Origin of the sequence: Salinispora tropica CNB-440, from assembly GCF_000016425.1 — a bacterium.
Taxonomy (GTDB): Bacteria; Actinomycetota; Actinomycetes; order Mycobacteriales; family Micromonosporaceae; genus Micromonospora; species Micromonospora tropica.
The window spans coordinates 2,957,825-2,975,640 of sequence record NC_009380.1 but is presented as its reverse complement, the minus strand read 5'-3'; the positions used below and the strand labels follow the sequence as shown (position 1 = coordinate 2,975,640).

Here is a 17,816-nt window from a genome sequence, read left to right as displayed (position 1 = left end):
GTGACCGTCGATTCGATGGTGGCCCTCGTCGCTGCACATCCGTGGGTCGCCGAGGCGCGCCTCACACCAGGCGGTGCCATCACGGTACGGCCCGAGCCCGCCGCCACCCTCGCCGGTCCCGAACCCGGCCCGCTGCTGCGGGAACACCTCGACCACTGGTCCGAGGTGTACGACTGGGTGTACCAGGAGGCCGTCGGGCGGCACTCGGACGACCTGGACCTGTCCGGCTGGCGTGCCTCGGACACCGGGCAGCCCCTGCCCATCGAACACATGCGGGAATGGCTGGCGTGCACCGTCGGTCTGGTTCTCGCCCAACGGCCTCGACGCGTCCTGGAGATCGGCTGCGGCACCGGTCTGCTCGCGCACCGCCTGCACCCGCACCTGCACGGCTACGTGGGCACTGACGTGGCGCAGACGGCAGTGCAGCGACTCGGAGACGCCGACCTGCCCCGTACCGCGTTCGTTCAGGCCGCCGCACACGAGACCGGGACCGCGCGGGTACGGGCGGCCATGGACGGGGCCCTCGGTCGGGCTGTCGCCCCGGACTGCGTGCTGTTGAACTCCGTCACCCAGTGCTTTCCCGGGCTCGGCTATCTGGCCGAGGTGCTGCGTCAGGCACTGGCCGTGGTGGCCGACGGGGGCACCGTGATCGTCGGCGACATCCGGCACAGCGACCTGCTGACCGCGCACTTCACGTGGCTGGAGCAGGCCCGTGACCCCGGCCTGGGCGGGACTGACCTCCGAAACCGGGTACGAGCGGCGATCGTGGCGGATGAGGAGCTGTCGTTCTCGCCTCGGGCTGTCGCCGCGGTACTCGCGGCGGGGGATCGGCCGGTACGGGTGAGCCTGCACGCGCGCACCATGGAACAGGACACGGAGCTGACCCGATACCGCTACGACCTCGTCCTGCACGTCGGTGCCGGCTCGTCGAAGGTGTCCGCACCCGTCCGGACGATCCCCTGGTCGGAGCAGCTTGGCGCAGCTCTGGCCGGGACGCTTCGGGCGGCGTCGGCCGACGAGCCGATCGTCGTCTCCGGCATCCCCAATGCGCTGCTGAACGACGTGCCGACCGCGGTTACGCCCCACGCCCTCCGTCACGCCGTACGCGAACTGGACGCCGCGGTACTGCTCGACCCGGAGGATCCCCGGCTGCTGGCCGTCGCTGCGCCCGCCGCCGGTGGGCTCCTGACCGTCGAAGACCTCGTTGGCAGCGGGTCGCAGATCGGACCCGAGGCACACGAGCCACTTGCCGGCTTCGTACGTCGCCGGCTGCCCGAGGTGCTGCGGGACCACCTGCGGCGACAGGCGCCGGGCACTCGGCCACCCAGGATCGTGGTGGCCGACGACTCCGACGACAGGGGAACGCGGTGAACGGCCCGCCGATCGACGCCTTGACGGACCTGCCCGGGGTGGGCGCATGGCAGTGGGTTCCCGGCCCTGAACGGCCGACCTTGCTGGTTGCCCCCGCCACGTCCCACCCCGCCGGACTGACGAATCCCGGCGTGGAACAGGCGTTCGTCGACCCGGCATCGGCGGCCGGCGACGCCGCCGTCGCCGGCGCCGACCTGTCCTCGCTTTCTCAGTTGAGCCGGCTGTTGGACGAGGTCGCCCTGCTCGCGATGGCCCGGGTGCTGCACCGGGCGCGGCTCTTCCCCGACGGCACGGGGCATGACACCGGACAGGTGCTGGATGTGTTGCGGGTCGCACCGCGGCACGCCTGGATCGTGCGCCGATGGCTGTCCACCCTGGTGGCCGAGGAGCGGCTCCGGTACGACCCCGGCACCGGCCGATACCACGACCTCGTCGCACCGGACCGTGTTGGGTACGCCCGCGCCCGGCGGAAGCTGGACGAGGCGCGTCGCGGGTTTGGCTACCCACCGTCGATGACCCGGTTCTTCGTGGCCACGGCCGAACGGCTGCCGGCCCTGCTACGGGACGAGGCCGGGGTGCAGGAGCTGCTGTTCCCGGATGGTTCCACCGACACCGCCGAGGGTAACTATCGGGACAACCTACCCAGCCGTTGGGCCAACCACGCGGCGGCTGCGATAGTCGCCGGCGGCACCCGCAGCCCAGGTGGCCCGCTGCGGATTCTGGAGGTCGGCGCCGGGATCGGGGCGACCACCCGACCGGTCCTCGACGCGCTGGCCGGCACCGAGCTGGACTACCTGTTCACCGACGTGTCGCGCTTCTTCCTCACATCGGCACGGACACTCCTCGGAGATCGTCCGGGGCTGCGGTTCGGCCTTTTCGACATCAACCTGCCGCCGACCGGCCCGCAGATCACACCCGGATCCCGAGACGTCATCCTGGCGGCGAACGTCCTTCACAACGCCCGCCACGTCGGTCGGGCCCTGGCCGCGCTGCGGGAACTGCTGGCCCCGGACGGGCTGCTGGTGCTCGTCGAATCCTGCCGCGAGCACTACCAGGCGCTCACCTCCATGTACCTGCTCATGTCTCCCTCCGCCGGGGAGCAGCGCTGGTTCACCGACATGCGATCCGGACAGGACCGGGTGTTCCTCAGCGCGGCCGAGTGGGTCGATCAGTTGGACGCGGCCGGCTTTGATCCGTTGCCGGTTCTGCCCGGCGACAACCATCCGCTGGCTGACGCGGGACAGCGGGTGATCGCCGGTCGAGTCCGATCCGGTATCCCACGTCCGGATCCGGTGCTCGTCGAGGCGACCCTCGCGGCCCGACTGCCACCGGGCGACCGCCCTGAACGGATCCATGCCGTGGACCGCGTCATGTCCGCCCCCACCACTGTTCCGATGGGAGAACCTCGTTGACCAACCCCTCCGGCACCACCCTTCCCACCACCCTCGTCGATGCCGTCCGTGGCGTCTGGGCCGATGTCCTGGACGTCGACGTGACCGCTGTACCGGCCGACGCCAGCTTCCTCAGCCTCGGCGGCGACTCAGTCCTGACCGTCCGGATGGCGGCGTTGGTCCGGCAACGGCTCGGGGTGGCCCTGGCCCTGGTCGACGTTCGTGTCGAGCACAGCGCGGCCCGGTTGGCCGCTCTCATCCAGGAGCGCAGCACCGCCACGGGCGGTGTGCGCGCGTTGCCACTGGACCTCAGGCACCGGGACGACCCCGAAGCCCCGTTCCCACTCCTACCGCTTCAACAGGGCTACTTCGTCGGCCAGCAGGACGGCTGGGAGCTTTCCTACCGGTCAGCCCACCACTACGTGGACATCGGCCTGGAAGACATCGAAGTTGACGAGATCGCTGAGGCGTTGCAGGACGCGCTGGAGCGGCTCGCCGAGCACCAGTCGGTGCTGCGTGCGCGGATCCTGCCGGACGGTCGGCAGCGAATCCTGCCCCTGGACGATCCGGACGCCATGCCGGTGCTGCGGGTGACCGACCTCAGCGCGGCTGGCACGGACGAGATCGTCGGCCGGCTGGCCGCCATCCGCCACGAGATGAGCACCGACGGCCCCGACCCGACCCAAGGGTGCGGGCTGGACATGCGGCTGACCCTGCTTCCGGGAGCCAAGGCGCGGCTGCACTCCTCGACCAGCCTGATGATCGTCGACGGCTGGTCGTCGGGAGTCTTCTACCGCGACCTGTTCGCTCTGGTCGCCGATCAGAACGCGATGCTCACACCGCTGGACGTCGACTTCGGCGACTACGCCGTGACCCTGAACGGGCTGTCTGAGACCGAGTCGTGGCGGGCCGACCGTGACTGGTGGTGGGATCGGCTCGACGACCTTCCGCTTCCCCCGGCTCTGCCGCTGGTCGCCGACCCGGCCGACGTCCGACCGGCCCTGATGGGCGCACGGCAGGCGGTCCTGGACGCAGACCGGTGGGCCGCCCTGCGGGAACACTGTGGTCGACACGGGGTCACGCCGTCCGCGGCCATGTTCGCCGTCTTCTCCACCGCCCTGGCCCGCGCCTGCGGACACCGCCGGTTCCTGCTCAACACTCTCCAGCTGAACCGCCTTCCGCTGCACCCGGACGTGCCCCGGCTGGTCGGTGCCTTCTCCTCCACCATGCTCGTACCGGTGGAGCTGCCCGAGACGGCGACCTTCTCCGACCTCGCGGTCCGTGCCCAGCGCGACATCGGGGAGGCCATGGCGCACAACCTGGTGACCGGGGTGGAGGTATCCCGTGAACTCGGACGGCGTCGCGACACCCGACGGCCGGTGGCTCCGGTGGTCTTCCAGAGCACGTTGGGTGTCGACGCGGCGCTCGGTAGTGAGGTACCCCGTGCCGCTGGACCGTTGGGCTCTATCGACCTGTCCAGCCACTACCAGCAGCTGCGGACGCCGCAGGTGGCGCTCGAGGTACGGCTGTTTGAGCTACGTGACGAGCTGGTCGTCGTGTTCTCCCTGGTAGAGGAGCTCTTCGAAGCCGCGGACGTGGACCGATTGTTCGAGGAGGTCATGGCGATGATCGAGTCTCTGGTCGACGCGGACCGCTGGTCCGCGCGGGTCGACCTGCCGAACTCTCTGGACGCGCCAGAGCAGGGACCCTCACTCGCCCGGCTGTCGGTGCCGACCGCGCCGAGTGGGACGGTTGACGCGCCTGGCCCGCCGCGGGACGGTCTGGAACGGACAATCGCGGATCACTGGGCAGCGATGCTTGGCTGCGGGGTGCCCGACCGGGCCGCGAACTTCTTCGGGCTCGGCGGGGACTCGCTGCTCGCGGTACGAATGCTCGGTGCCCTGGCCCGGGAGAAGGTCGGGAGGGTGACGCCGCGTCGGTTCCTTGACCGTCCCACCGTGGCGGGACTCGCCAGCGCCGTCCGTGAACCGGCCGAGGCCGCCGGGCATGGTGGCGGCCACGGATCGTGAACGGAGCCGTGGCGGGGCGACTCGCCCCGCCACGGCTGTTCGGCCAGCCCGCCGCGCCGTCGCGAACGACAGGTCCGCGTTCAGCCGGTCAGTCCGGCATCCTCCCGGAACAGTTCCTGGTCCAGCCAGACCGCAGCGCGCGCGCCGTCTGCCGCGCCCGTGATGACGAACGTCAACGCGTCGGGCAACGCGGCCAGACGGGCGGTGTCCCCGGCGGCGTACACACCCGGCACGGAGGTTCGTTGGAACTCGTCAACACGTACACAACCGTCCGGCAGCAGCTCGCACCCGAGCTGTTCGGCCAGGGTGGAGTGCTGGCGGGTGGGTGCCCGGTGGTAGATGGCCTGCCGGTCGAGCACCGTGCCATCGGCGAAGACCAGCCGCATGTCACCTTCCTCACCCTCGATTCGGGTGACGGGCTCCTCCCGGACGGGGATGCCGGCGGCGGCCAGCCGGCTCACGGCCGATTCCGGGACGGGATGCCCGTTCGTGCAGACGATGACGTCTTCACTGAACCGGTCGGCGACGTACAACGCCTGCATGACCTGCGGCAGTTCGTGCCCGAGCACCGCGAGGGTCATGCCCTGGGTCTCGTAGCCGTGGCAGAAGGGGCAGTGGAAGACACCGCGTCCGAAGCGGGCGGCAAGCCCGTCGACGGTGTCAGTGAGGTCAACCTGTCCCGTTGCCAGGACCAGCTTGCGGGTCCGGTGCGTGTCGCCGCCGGCCAGCGCCACGGTAAACCCGTGTTCGGTACGCATGACGCTGTCGACCTGGCCCATCCGCAGCTCCACGCTCGGGTACGCCGACAGTTCCTCGCGACCCACCTTGCGCAGCTCGGCCGGGGAGAAGCCGTCCCGGCTGAGGAACATGTGCATCTCGGACGCCGGCGCGTTGCGCGGGCTGCCACTGTCCACCACCAGCACCCGTCGCCGCTGTCGGCCCGACACCAGGGCGGCGTTGAGGCCGGCCGGCCCCCCGCCCACCACGATCACGTCGTACACGGAATCCTCCTCGCCGGCGACGCCGGCACTCGCGCTATAAACGAAAATGACAATAGTTATCATCTGGCCCGGTTGCCAGTGCCCAGGGAAAGGCCCTCACGATGAGCCACACCACGACGATCGGCGTTCTCGGCGGCTACGGAGCCGTTGGTGGCGCGGTCGTGCGCCGCCTGCACCAGAACGCGGCCGCCTCACTCCTCGTGGCCGGACGCGACCCCAGCCGGGCTGAGAAACTCGTCCGCTCGCTGGGCGCGGGTGGCACTCTCGCCGAGCCGGTCGCTGTCGACCTCGCCGAACCGGTCGCGCTTGACCGTTTCGCGGCCCGGTGTGACCTACTCGTCAACTGCGCCGGGCCGTCGTACCAGGTCCTCGACACGGTTGCCCGAGCGGCGCTGCGTAACGGCGCTGACTACGTCGACGCCGCCGGCGACGATCCCACGTACCTCCGCCTGAACACCGACGGCGGCACTCACGAGTGGCTGGCGGGTGGACGGGTCGCCCTGCTGTCCGCGGGGGCTCTTCCGGGCCTGTCCGGGATTCTGCCTCGATACCTGGCCGACATCGTCGGAAGCGCCAGCCGCCTCGATGCCTATCTTGGCGGAGTGGCGCCGTTGTCCCCGGCGGCGGCTGGTGACGTACTGCTCAGTCGCGGACCCGAACACGGCACACCAGGGGCGGGCTGGCGGGACGGTGCGGTTCGCGGAAACAGCCTCGAGCCCCGACGCGGCCTGTCGCTCGCCGCGTTTCCCCGGCCGGTGGACGCCTTCCCCTTCCTGGCCACCGAGGCCGTCCGATTTGCTCGCGCACGTCAGATCAGCGAGGTCAACTGGTACACCGCCTTCGGCGGCAGCCAGCTCCCCGAGCAACTGGCCCTGTCCTGGGCTTTGGGTAACACGGCCAGATCAGACCTCGTCAGCGCAGCGGCCAGGGACGTGCAGCGCCACGGCACCTGGTACGGCCAGGAGTTTCACCTCTGGGAAGGAAGCTCCGTCGAGGTGCCATCGTGCGTCCTGTCGTTGGCTTGCGACGACTCCTACGAACTCAGCGGATTCATGGCGGCCGCAGCAGCGAACGCCGTAATCGCGGGGGAGGTGCCCGCAGGCGTGCACTTCGCGGCCGAGGTGCTCAAACCCACCGAGATCTTCCAGTCGCTCACCGCGGACCCTGTGGCGGAACTCAGTCTTTCGTCACCCTGTGGATCGCAGTGAAGGCCGAGTCGTCGAGTGGCTCCACGTGATTGCCGAACGTGCCACCGGTGCCCTGCACCGGGGGTCCGCACCTGCGCACAATGCCGACCCTGGGACAGTCTCCCGGCCCCTGCCCAGCTCGGCGAGGAGGCGGTGTCAGCGGGTGCCGTAGAAGGCGGGCGGTGCAGCTGGGTCGAAGTCCTCCTCGCTGGCCATCTCCCTCGCGACCTCGGCGGCGGTCGGACTGAGCGCTGCCATGGTGGCCGCGACACCGAGGGCGGCGAGCGCCACGCCGATCGCTGCGCTGATGAACAGGGTGCTGAATGTCCTCATCGGTACCTCCCCATCACGGTCGTCTCTCGCGCGAGACGCTGCCGTTCGTCGATCAGCTATCCGGGAGTCGCCGGGCCCGCTGGCGCGGTGTCGCTGACGACCCACATCGAGAAAAACTGCGATCCGCCGCCGTACGCATGGCCAAGCGCGGTACGTGCTCCGGCTACCTGGTGCTCGCCGGCCCGCCCCATCACCTGCATGGCGGCCTCGGCGAAGCGCAACATGCCGGAGGCGCCGATTGGGTTGGAGCACAGCACCCCGCCGGACGGGTTGACCGGCAGCCGTCCGCCGATTGTGGTCTCGCCCGACTCGGTGAGCTTCCAGCCGTGCCCAGCCTCGGCGAAGCCCAGGTTCTCCAGCCACATCGGCTCGAACCAGGAGAACGGTACGTAGATCTCCGCTACGTCGACCTCGGCGAGTGGGTCGGCGATGCCGGCCGCCTGCCACAGCGCCTGGGCCGCTTCGACGCCGGCCCGCGGGTTCACGTGGTCCTTGCCGGCGAAGTAGGTCGGTTCGGTACGCATCGCGGTCGCCCGGATCCAGGCCACCGGCCGTTCGCTTGCCTCGGCCGCCGCCTGGTCGCCGATGACCATCGCGCAGGCACCGTCGGAGGAGGGGCAGGTCTCGTCGTACCGGATCGGGGCCCACAGCATCTGGGAGGCCTGCACCGAGGCCAGCGTGATTTCGGGCTGGCGCAGGTGGGCGTAGGGGTTGAGCGCACCGTTGCGCCGATCCTTCACCGCGACCAGCGCGCCGACGTGCTCGGGCGCGCTCGAGCGTCGAATGTAGGCGCGAACGTGCGGCGCGAAGTATCCGCCGGCCCCGGCCCCGATCGGCGCGGTGAAGGGCGGCTGGATGGAGAGCGCCCACATGGCGTTGGACTCCGACTGCTTCTCGAACGCGACCGCGAGCACACGGTTGTGCACGCCGGCCCGGACCAGACTGGTCGCCACGACCGCGGTGGCGCCGCCCACCGAGCCCGCGGTGTGCACCCGCAGCAACGGGCGTCCGGCGGCTCCCAGCGCGTCGGCGAGGAACAGCTCCGGCATCATCACGCCCTCGAAGAGGTCCGGGGCCTTGCCCAGCACGACCGCGTCGATCTGTGGCCAGTCGAGGCCGGCATCGGCGAGCGCGCGGTCGATCGCCTCCCGGCACAGCCCGGCCATCGACACGTCGGTGCGGCGCGTCTGGTGATGCGTCTGTCCGGTACCCAGCACGGCTGCTCGTCTCATGACGTCGCCTCCAGCACACAGATGAGGTTTTGCTGCAACGCGGGCCCGCTGGTGGCGTGCCCGGCCGCCCGCCGTGCCCGGCCGGACATGACCTGCTCGGCCGCGGCACCGATTCGGGCCAGCCCGGCCGAGAACATGGGGTTGCCGCAGAGCGCACCCCCGGACGGGTTGATCCGAACCCGGTCCCCGATGCCGAGTGCGGTGCGCAGCAGCAACTCCTGGTGGGTGAAGGGGGCGTGTAACTCGGCCACGTCGAGGTCGTCCGGCAGGGCCACCGCCTCGGCTGCGGCGGCGGCGGACGGCACCCTGGTGAGGTCGCGCTCGCCGAGGCCCTGCGGGTCGATTCGGTGCGCCACGCCGCTGATCCAGGCCGGGTTCCTTCGATGCCGGCGGGCGCGGTCTCCGGCGGCCAGCACCAGTGCGGCGGCGCCGTCGGAGACAGGTGCGCAGTCGTGCGCCCGGAGCGGATCGGCGATGTAGGGGGCGTCGACCAGGTCGTCGACGCGGAGTTGGCCGGACACCTGGGCATAGGGGTTGGTGGTGGCGTCGGCCCGGCTGCGGGCCGCCACCTCAGCCATGGCCTGTTCGGTGACGATTCCGGCGTCGATAGCGAGTCGGGCCTGGAGCGCGGCGACACTCACCGAGTCGGGCCAGAGCGGCGCGGTCACGTACGGGTCGAGCTGTAGCGCCAGTACCCGGCGCAGCAGGCCGGCCGAGGACTTACCGAAGCCGTAGACCAGCGCGGTCTCCGCCTCTCCGGCCAGAATCTTCACGTACGCCTCGTAGAACGCCCAGGCCGCGTCCATTTCCACGTGCGACTCACAGATCGGCGGGTACGCCCCGATCGCGTCGATCGCGCTGACGAAGGAGAATGCCCGGCCGGCGAGGTAGTCCGACGAGCCGGAGCACCAGAAGTCCACCTCGCGGCGGTCGAGTTGGGCCGCCGACAGGGCCTGGTGGAAGAGCGGGACGAGGGTTTCGACGCCACTGGTGGTCCCCGCTGATGGTCGGCAGGGTGCCTGAGCGAAGCCGATGATGGCGACAGCCGGGTTCACAGGTGCTCCTGGTAGGACTCGTACGGCGCATCCGGTTCGTCCGTGGGGCGGAAGTGCGCGATGTTCTCCGGGGTGGTTGACCAGGTCGTCGGTTCCCGCCAGACCGCGGCCACCCGCATTCCCATCCGTACCTCGCTGGTGGCCGGACCGAGGATCAGGTGGGGGATCGGGATGTCGGCACCGTCGAGGAGGACCTGGGCGACCACGTACGGGGGGTCCAGCCGCTGTCCGGCGAAGGGAACGTTGACCACACAGAACGTGGTGATCGTGCCGCGATCGCGGACTGGTACCTCCTCCTCGGTCGGCACGCCGTCGGCCGGGCAGACCCGAGGCGGTACGTACACCTTGCGGCAGGCCGGGCAGCGCTGGCCGAGCAGCCGCCCCTCGGCCAGCGCGCGCAGGTAGCGACTCTCCTCGGCGGAGGTGGTGTGCGTGTAGGAGAGCCGAATGGGAGTCGTTATGCCGGTGACGGGATCGCCACTGATGGTGTCGTCGAGCGTGGGGGGTGGGCCCTGGTCGGGCTCGAAGCAGGCGATGTCGCGGATGTGCCCGGATCGCTGTGCGGCCCAGCGGATGCGGACCCGCATGCCGGTCCTCATCGACTCCCGGGTGCCGGCATCGACGGCGTGCAGGAGCGCCGTGTCGGCTCCGTCGAGCCGGACCAGTGCCCAGCCGAACGGTCGGTCGAGGGGCTGCCCGTCGAGCGGTCGGTCGGTCCAGGTCCAGCTGGTCACGGTGCCGGTGTGCGGGACGGGAACGAGCTCGGTCACCGGGGCGTGGGTCGCCGGATCGTATTCGAGTGGGGGAACGTGGACGCGGCCGTCGGCGGTGCGGGCGCCAAGCACTCGACGGTCGCGCAGACCGGTCATGAATCGCCCCAGGACCGGGCCGAGGGAGCGGGTGTAGTCGAAGCCGATGTCCAGCGGGGCGGCGAGCGGGGGCGCCGAAGCGGTATCCACGAGAATCAGTGAAACATGTTCTAGCAAGATGATTCAAGGCCGCCCCTTGTCTGCTGTTCAGGAAGTGGAACGCGTTATAGAGTTAGGTTCATGACTGGCATCGGGCTGTGGAACATCGCGAGTCAGGATCCGGATGGGATCGCCGTCGTTGACCCGGACGGACATGTCGTCACGTACGGTGAGTTGGCCGCCGAGGCCGACCGGGTCGGGCGCGGCTTCCAGGCGCTCGGGCTGGCACCCGGGGACACCGTGGCGATGCTGCTACCCAACAGCGCCGACCTGCTCGCCGCCGAGTTCGCGGCCTTGGAGACGGGGCTGTACTCGGTGCCGCTGAACTGGCATCTGACCGCCGCCGAGATCGCCTACATTCTGCGCGACAGCGGGGCCCGGGTGTTCGTTGCGCACGGTCGGTTCGCCGAGGTTGCCGCGGCTGCCGCCGCCGAGGCCAGCATCCCGGCCGACGGGTGCTTCGCCGCGGCCGGTGGGGTTCCCGGGTTCCGGCCGCTCGCCGACCTCGGCGCCGGCGCCTCCGATCGCCCCGCACCGCGGACGCTCGGTGCGCTGATGGTCTACACCTCCGGGACCTCCGGGCGGCCCAAGGGCGTGCGCCGTCCGTTGACCGGCGCCGATCCGGACACCGTTCCGCCGGTCTCACTCTGGTTCTTCGGGCTGTTCGGCCTCGAACCCTTCGACTCGCACGTCCACCTGTGCTGTTCGCCGCTCTACCACACCGCGGTGATGAACTTCGCGGTCATCTCGCTCCAACTCGGGCATCCCGTGGTGCTGATGGACCGGTGGGACCCGCACGACATGCTGCGGCTCATCGAACGGCACCGGGTCACCCACAGTCACATGGTGCCGACCCAGTTCCGCCGGCTGCTCGCCCTGCCGGAGAAGACTCGGACCGCGTACGACCTGTCGTCGATGCGGGTGATGATCCACGGTGCGGCGCCGTGTCCGCACGAGGTCAAACGTCGGATGCTCGACTGGTGGGGGCCGGTCGTGGTGGAGTACTACGCCGCCAGTGAGGGCGGCGGCACCCTGATTTCCGCGGGGGACTGGCTGGCCCGGCCCGGCTCGGTCGGGCAGGCCTGGCCGGGCTCGCAGGTGCGGGTGCTCGACCCGGACGGCAGCGACGCGCCTGTAGGTCAGCCGGGGACGGTATATCTGCAGATGGGCGAGACGACCTTCGAATACCTTGGGGACGCCGAGAAGACCCGGCAGTCCTGGCGTGGTCGCATGTTCACGGTCGGCGACATCGGCTACCTCGACGACGATGGCTACCTCTACCTGTGCGACCGGAAGAGTGACATGATCATTACGGGCGGGGTGAACGTCTATCCGGCCGAGATCGAGGGGGAACTCGCCGCTCATCCGGCGGTAGCGGATGTCGCGGTCTTCGGCATCCCGCACGACGAGTGGGGTGAGGAGATCAAGGCCGTGGTGCAGCCGGAGTGGGGGGTGACGACCGGCCCGGAGCTGACCAGCGAGCTGCTGGAGTTCCTGACCGGCCGGCTGGCCCGCTTCAAGCTGCCCCGGAGCGTGGACTACGTCGAGGAGCTGCCCCGCGACCCGAACGGCAAGCTCTACAAACGACTGCTGCGCGACCCGTACTGGGCCGCGCAGCATCGCGCGATCTGACCTGGCTACCGCCCCTCGAACTGGGGGGTGCGCTTCTCGACAAAGGCGCGAGGGCCCTCCTTGGCGTCGGTGGTGCGGAACACCGCCGTGCCGATCGGGGCCTCCAGAGAGAAGGCCTCGTTCTCGGCCATGCCTTCGGTCTCCCGCATCGTGCGCAGGACCGCCTGTACCGCCAGCGGGCCGTTCGCGGCGATCATCCCGGCCAGTTCGAGGGCCTTGTTCAGGGCCTGCCCGTCCGGCACCACGTGACCGATCAGGCCCACGTCCCGGGCCTCGTCGGCCCCCAACTGGCGTCCGGTAAGCAGCATCTCTGCCGCAACGGCGTACGGGATCTGTCGTACCAGCCGTACGGCGGAGCCGCCGAGCGGGAACAGGCCCCAACACACCTCGGAGACCGCGAAGCGGGCGCTCGCACCGGCCACGCGTAGATCGGTTGCCTGGAGGATCTCGGTGCCGCCCGCCACCGCTGGCCCCTCTACCGCGGCAATGAGAGGCTTGCGCAAGCGTCGCCCCTTGAGTAACGCGTCGATCCGGGAGAGGTCAGCGCCGTTGAATCGGTCACCGGGGTGCGACTGGGTCATCGCGCGGAGGTCGGCACCCGCGCAGAAGGCACCCCCGGCCCCGGTGAGCACGCAGGCCCGGATCTCCGGATCGCTGTCCGCACGGTCCCATGCGTCACGCATGATCGCGAGCATCTCGGTGGAGAGCGCGTTGCGGACCCGTGGCCGGTTCATCGTCACGATCAAAATTTGTCCACGTTGCTCCACGAGTGCGTGTGGCTGTTCGGCTGCCGATTCCACGGGCGCCTCCTTCGACGATTCCAAGGCTTGTCAGCAACGATAACAGGTTCTACTTTTGAGTGATGGTGGCAAATATCGCAGACCTGTTTGAACATGCGGTTGACGCCTTCGGTGACCGTCCCGCCGTGTTCCTCGGCGAGCAGGCGATCAGTTACCCGGAGCTGGAGGAGCGCGCCAACCGGCTGGCCCACTTCCTACGTGACCGTGGCGTGCGCCCCGGTGACCACGTCGGCCTCTACGCTGGTAACTCGATCGAGGCCGTGGTGGCCATGATCGCCGTCTACAAGCTGCGCGCCGCGGTCGTCAACATCAACTATCGGTACGTTGAGAACGAGTTACGTTTCCTCTTTGCCGACGCGGAGTTGTCCGCACTGATACACGACCGTCGCTTCGCGCCCCGGGTCGCTACCGTGCTGGCCAGTACGTCGGGTCCGCACACAGTGGTGACCCTGCCCGACGGTTCGGCGGAGGAGATCGGCGGGTACGGCGGCGTGCCGTACGCGGACGCGCTTGCCGCCGGCGACCCAGGTCGGGAGTTCGGTGAGCGCTCGGCGGACGACATCTACCTGCTGTACACCGGTGGCACCACCGGCTACCCGAAGGGTGTGCTCTGGCGGCACGAGGACGTGTGGCGTGCACTCGGCGGTGGCGTCGACTTCATGACCGGCATTCCGCTCGAGGACGAGTGGGCCCAGTCCGCCCGGGGCGCCGGTGCAACCGCGACGGTACGCCTGTGTATGGCGCCACTGATTCATGGCAACGCGCAGTGGGCCGTGCTCGCCGCGCTCTTCGCCGGCGACACCGTGGTGCTGCTGCCGCACTTCAACCCGCAGGAGGTCTGGCGGACGGTCGAGCGGCGCCGGGTGAACGTGATGGTACTGATCGGCGACGCGATGGCCCGTCCGATCATCGAGGCGTACGCCGCCGGTGGTTACGACGGCTCGTCGGTGGCAGCGGTCTCGTCCAGCGGTGCTCTCTTCTCCCCGGGGGTCAAGCGGCAGTACCTGGAACTGTTGCCCGACGTGCTGGTCACCGACGCGATCGGAGCGTCGGAGACCGGCTTCATCGGGCTGGGTGTGGTCGCCGAGGTGCCCGGCGGTGCGGTGCAGGACCCGCGGGTCACGCCCGCGCCGAGCACGGTGGTGCTCGGCCCGGACGGGCGGCCGGTGCCGCCGGGCGGGGAAGGCCGGCTGGCGAAGAGCGGCTTCCTCCCCCTCGGCTACTACAAGGACCCGGTCAAAACCGCCGCCCTGTTGATCGAGGTGGATGGTGTGCGGTACGCGCTCCCCGGTGACCTTGCCCGGCGTGAGGTTGACGGCACCATCACGTTGCTCGGTCGGGGTAGCACCTGCGTGAACACCGGCGGTGAGAAGGTCTTTCCGGAGGAGGTCGAGGGGGCGCTGAAGACGCACCCCGACGTCTTCGACGCGCTGGTCGTCGGGGTGGCCGACGAGCGGCTCGGGCAGCGGGTGGCGGCACTGATCCAGCCCCGGGCCGGCGTCACGCTCGATCTGGCGGGGGTACGAACGCACCTGCGGGAGCAGATCGCCGGGTACAAGGTGCCGCGGTCGGTCTGGCTGGTGGACGAGATCTCCCGCACGATCAGCGGCAAGGCCGACTATCAGTGGGCGCAGCGGCATGCCGCGCAACATCCGGCCGAGGAGGTCAGCCATGCGGACTGAGTTGTGTGATCGGCTCGACATCGCGCATCCGATCGTCGGCTTCAGCCCCTCCGAGCACGTGGTTGCGGCGATCAGTCGGGCCGGCGGCCTGGGCGTGTTGGGCTGTGTGCGTTTCAACGACCCGGACGAGCTTGACGCGGTGCTCACCTGGCTCGACGAGGAGACCGGGGGGCGGCCGTACGGGGTGGATGTGGTGATGCCCAGCACCGAGCCGGCCGAGGGCGCCCCTGCGGATCTCGAGGGGCTGATTCCGGCGGGGCACCGCGACTTCGTCGAGCGAACCCTGCTGCGTCTTGGCGTGCCGCCGCTCGCCGGCAACGGCTCGCACCAACCTGGCGTGCTCGGTTGGCTGCACTCCGTGGCCCGTACCCACGTCGAGGTGGCGTTGACGCACCCGGTCCGACTGATCGCCAACGCGCTCGGTCCGCCGCCATCCGACGTGATCACCCAGGCACATGCGCAGGGCGTGCTGGTGGCCGCGTTGGCCGGCCGGGCCGACCATGCCCGAGGGCATGTGGCGAGTGGGGTCGATCTGGTGGTCGCGCAGGGGTGTGAGGCGGGCGGTCACACCGGTGAGATCGCCAGCATGGTGCTGGTGCCGGAGGTGGTTGACGCGGTTGGCGAGCAGGTGCCGGTGTTGGCCGCGGGCGGTATCGGTAGCGGCCGGCAGATCGCCGCAGCGCTCGCGCTCGGTGCGTGTGGTGCCTGGATGGGCTCGGTCTGGCTCGGCACCGCCGAATACCAGAGCAGTTCCGCGTTGCGGGCGGCGCTGCTCGGGGCGGGGTCGGCGGATACGGTCCGCAGCCGAATCTACTCCGGCAAGCCGGCCCGGCTGCTGCGCAATCGGTGGACTGAGGCCTGGAGCGACGAGGGGGCGCCGCGGCCGTTGCCGATGCCGCTGCAAAACCTGTTGGTGGCTCCGGCGCACGCCCGGCTGATGGATTCCGATGACCCGACCGTCGTGCCGATGCCGGTCGGGCAGATCGTGGGTCGGATCAATGAGGTGCGACCCGCCGCCGACGTGGTGGCGGATCTGGTCGCCGAGGCGGAGGAGAGCCTGGCCCGCCTCGGGACGCTGGGCAAGGGGGCGGCCGGTGACCGCGGAAACTAGACCGTGCGGCGCCGAAAGTGCTTCGTTCTAGCAAGTACATTGACGTAAAAGTAGAACGCGTTCTAGTATTTCTTCGTGCTTACTCAGCCGTTTGTCAACGCCATCGCAGAAGCTGAGCGCGTCATCGCCGAGGCGGCCCACGTCCGCGGCCGGCAGGATCTGGTCGAGGGCTACGACTACCTGGCTGGCGGTGTGCGGAGCTCGATCCAGATGGCCTGGTCCTACGACCGCGAATTCCCCTACTTCGTCCGCTCGACCGGCCCGTACACGAAGATGGGGCTCGACAATCCAGACACCCTCTACTTTCACGCGTGGCTTCGCGACGACGCGGAATACGTGGTGACCGGCCGCCGGGGCAGCACCGCCGACCTGAGCTTCCAGATCCTTGACGGCTCCTACTCTCCGGTCAACGTCCCGGGCAGCCTCACTGCCTTCGACGACCGCGAGGTCGACATCGGACCGGACGGCACCTTCGAGATTCGGTTCGGGCCGGGGCTCTCCGGCCCGAACGCGTTCCCGCTCGCTCCCGGCTCGGCCATGCTCGTGGTGCGTGAGGTGTTCAGCGACTGGGCGGCCGAACGCCCCGGCATGCTGCGCATCCACCGAGCCGACACCAGTGGCGTGGCTCCGCCGCCACTGACCGAGGAAACCCTGGCCCGGCGCTACGCCGTGGCCAGCAAGATCCTCACCGGTCGAATTCACACGTTCCTCGCGTTTGCTGAGCGGTTCTACCTGAACCTGCCGGTGAACACCCTGACGCCGCCCCGGCTCACCCCCGGCGGGCTGGCGACCCAGTACTCCTCTGTGGGCCACTACCAGCTCGCCGAGGACCAGGCCATGGTGATCACCGTGCCGGTCTCCGACGCCCCATACCAGGGCATCCAGTTGGGCAGCATGTGGTATATCTCGCTGGACTACAGCAACCACCAGACGAGCCTCACGGTGCCCCAGGCCCGGATCGACCCCGACGGCATGATCCGGTATGTGGTCAGCGAACGCGATCCAGGGGTGGCGAACTGGCTGGAGCGCACCGGCCACGATCGCGGCTACGTGCAGCTGCGCTGGCAGCGGCTGTCCCATGCGTTGACCGGCGCGGACGGGCCGCGGGTGGAGGTGGTCGCGGTGGATGACCTACCCAAGCAGGTGCCGTACTACGAGCGGATCGGGCGGGCGGCATGGCAGGAACGCATCGCCGCCCGGCAGGCCGCGACCGCGGCCCGGATGCTGGGCTGAGCCGTGCTGCTCACGGAGAAGATCGTCGTGGTGGCCGGGGTCGGCCCCGGGCTGGGCCAGGCCATCGCGGTGCGTGCCGCGCAGGCCGGTGCCCACGTGGTGCTCGCCGCCCGCACCGGGTCCTTCCTGAACGGGGTGGCCGGCAAGGTGCGGGCGGCAGGTCAGCGGGCCCTGGCGGTACCCACCGACCTCACCGACGGCGAGTCGAGCGCCGCACTCGTGCGGGCCGCCCTCGCCGAGTTCGGCCGCGTTGACGTGCTGGTCAGCAACGCGTTCGAGATGCCGCCGATGCGGGGTCTCGGGACGGTCGAACTGGCTGACCTACGATCGAGCTTCGAGGTCAACGTGCTTGCGGCGCTGCGTATGACTCGGCTGCTGACGCCCGCGTTGGTGGAGTCCGGCGGCAACGTGGTCATGGTCAACTCCGCGGTGCTGCGCCACTCCCGTCTGGCGTTCGGCCCGTACAAGCTGGCCAAGGCCGCGCTGCTCGCGGCGGCGCAGAATCTGGCCACTGAACTCGGGCCGAGGGGCGTGCGGGTCAATTCGGTCGCACCCGGCTGGATCTGGGCCGACAGCCTGCGGCTCTGGTTTGACTACCAGGCGAGTCAGCGTGGCGTGCCGCCCCAGCAGATCTACGACGAGGTCGCCGCTACCACCGACCTGGGCCGGCTGCCCGTGCCGGACGAGGTCGCTGACGCCGTGCTGTTCCTCAGCTCCGGTCTGGCTCGCGGCATCACTGGTCAGTGCCTCGACGTCAACTGCGGCGAGTTCCATCACTGACCCCGGGGAG

At 69.9% G+C, this 17,816-nt stretch carries 15 protein-coding genes; 9 read left to right on the top strand and 6 right to left on the bottom strand.

The features are described 5' to 3' along the window. Genes STROP_RS13330 through STROP_RS13320 form a run of 3 tightly spaced genes read left to right on the top strand, consistent with a single transcriptional unit; the run spans position 1 to position 4,792 of the window. On the top strand, positions 1-1,371 hold the full coding sequence (locus STROP_RS13330) for a class I SAM-dependent methyltransferase (protein ID WP_029126624.1): 1,371 nt from the start codon (positions 1-3) through the stop codon (positions 1,369-1,371). Beyond that, positions 1,368-2,783, top strand: coding sequence for a class I SAM-dependent methyltransferase (locus STROP_RS13325; protein ID WP_012013873.1), 1,416 nt, complete (start codon positions 1,368-1,370; stop codon positions 2,781-2,783). Before STROP_RS13330 ends, STROP_RS13325 begins: the two co-directional genes overlap by 4 nt. Then, a complete protein-coding gene (locus STROP_RS13320; protein ID WP_012013872.1) occupies positions 2,780-4,792 on the top strand; it encodes a condensation domain-containing protein in 2,013 nt (670 codons plus the stop codon). Before STROP_RS13325 ends, STROP_RS13320 begins: the two co-directional genes overlap by 4 nt. 80 nt (positions 4,793-4,872) lie before the next feature. On the opposite strand, the gene STROP_RS13310 is transcribed toward STROP_RS13320, so the two are convergent. After that, entirely contained in the window at positions 4,873-5,793 is a 921-nt protein-coding gene (locus tag STROP_RS13310; protein WP_012013871.1) for an NAD(P)/FAD-dependent oxidoreductase, read from the bottom strand. Positions 5,794-5,894: 101 nt separating this feature from the next. Between STROP_RS13310 and STROP_RS13305 the strand changes: the two genes are divergently transcribed. Continuing rightward, entirely contained in the window at positions 5,895-7,001 is a 1,107-nt protein-coding gene (locus STROP_RS13305; protein ID WP_012013870.1) for a saccharopine dehydrogenase NADP-binding domain-containing protein, read from the top strand. A 135-nt stretch (positions 7,002-7,136) separates the two neighbouring features. Here STROP_RS13305 and STROP_RS25185 read toward each other — a convergent pair whose 3' ends face one another. The 4 genes from STROP_RS25185 to STROP_RS13290 are packed head-to-tail and all read right to left on the bottom strand — an operon-like array spanning position 7,137 to position 10,559. Beyond that, positions 7,137-7,313, bottom strand: a complete 177-nt coding sequence (locus STROP_RS25185) for a hypothetical protein (protein WP_018829961.1) — start codon at positions 7,311-7,313, stop codon at positions 7,137-7,139. A 56-nt stretch (positions 7,314-7,369) separates the two neighbouring features. After that, positions 7,370-8,545, bottom strand: a complete 1,176-nt coding sequence (locus tag STROP_RS13300; RefSeq protein WP_012013869.1) for a thiolase domain-containing protein — start codon at positions 8,543-8,545, stop codon at positions 7,370-7,372. Beyond that, positions 8,542-9,600, bottom strand: a complete 1,059-nt coding sequence (locus STROP_RS13295; protein WP_012013868.1) for a thiolase domain-containing protein — start codon at positions 9,598-9,600, stop codon at positions 8,542-8,544. The genes STROP_RS13300 and STROP_RS13295 overlap by 4 nt, the downstream gene beginning before the upstream one ends. Next, complete coding sequence (locus tag STROP_RS13290) at positions 9,597-10,559, bottom strand: Zn-ribbon domain-containing OB-fold protein (protein WP_026274845.1); 963 nt, start codon at positions 10,557-10,559, stop codon at positions 9,597-9,599. Before STROP_RS13290 ends, STROP_RS13295 begins: the two co-directional genes overlap by 4 nt. Positions 10,560-10,649: 90 nt before the next feature. Here STROP_RS13290 and STROP_RS13285 point away from each other — a divergent pair, with 90 nt between their 5' ends. After that, entirely contained in the window at positions 10,650-12,200 is a 1,551-nt protein-coding gene (locus tag STROP_RS13285) for an acyl-CoA synthetase (RefSeq protein WP_012013866.1), read from the top strand. A gap of 5 nt (positions 12,201-12,205) precedes the next feature. Here STROP_RS13285 and STROP_RS13280 read toward each other — a convergent pair whose 3' ends face one another. Next, positions 12,206-13,000, bottom strand: a complete 795-nt coding sequence (locus STROP_RS13280; protein ID WP_012013865.1) for a crotonase/enoyl-CoA hydratase family protein — start codon at positions 12,998-13,000, stop codon at positions 12,206-12,208. 62 nt (positions 13,001-13,062) lie between these two features. On the opposite strand from STROP_RS13280, the gene STROP_RS13275 reads away from it, so the two are divergent. The 4 genes from STROP_RS13275 to STROP_RS13260 all read left to right on the top strand — a co-directional run bounded on the left by STROP_RS13275 (position 13,063) and on the right by STROP_RS13260 (position 17,806). Continuing rightward, the gene (locus STROP_RS13275; protein WP_026275653.1) at positions 13,063-14,682 is read left to right on the top strand and encodes an acyl-CoA synthetase; all 1,620 of its coding nucleotides are present in this window, start codon (positions 13,063-13,065) and stop codon (positions 14,680-14,682) included. After that, positions 14,672-15,793, top strand: a complete 1,122-nt coding sequence (locus tag STROP_RS13270) for an NAD(P)H-dependent flavin oxidoreductase (RefSeq protein WP_012013863.1) — start codon at positions 14,672-14,674, stop codon at positions 15,791-15,793. Before STROP_RS13275 ends, STROP_RS13270 begins: the two co-directional genes overlap by 11 nt. Before the next feature lie 75 nt (positions 15,794-15,868). Then, the gene (locus STROP_RS13265; protein ID WP_012013862.1) at positions 15,869-17,026 is read left to right on the top strand and encodes a hypothetical protein; all 1,158 of its coding nucleotides are present in this window, start codon (positions 15,869-15,871) and stop codon (positions 17,024-17,026) included. Between the two features lie 3 nt (positions 17,027-17,029). Next, positions 17,030-17,806 carry an SDR family oxidoreductase gene (locus STROP_RS13260; protein WP_012013861.1) on the top strand — a complete coding sequence of 259 codons (777 nt, stop codon included), beginning with the start codon at positions 17,030-17,032 and terminating at the stop codon, positions 17,804-17,806. The last annotated feature ends 10 nt before the right edge of the window (positions 17,807-17,816 follow it).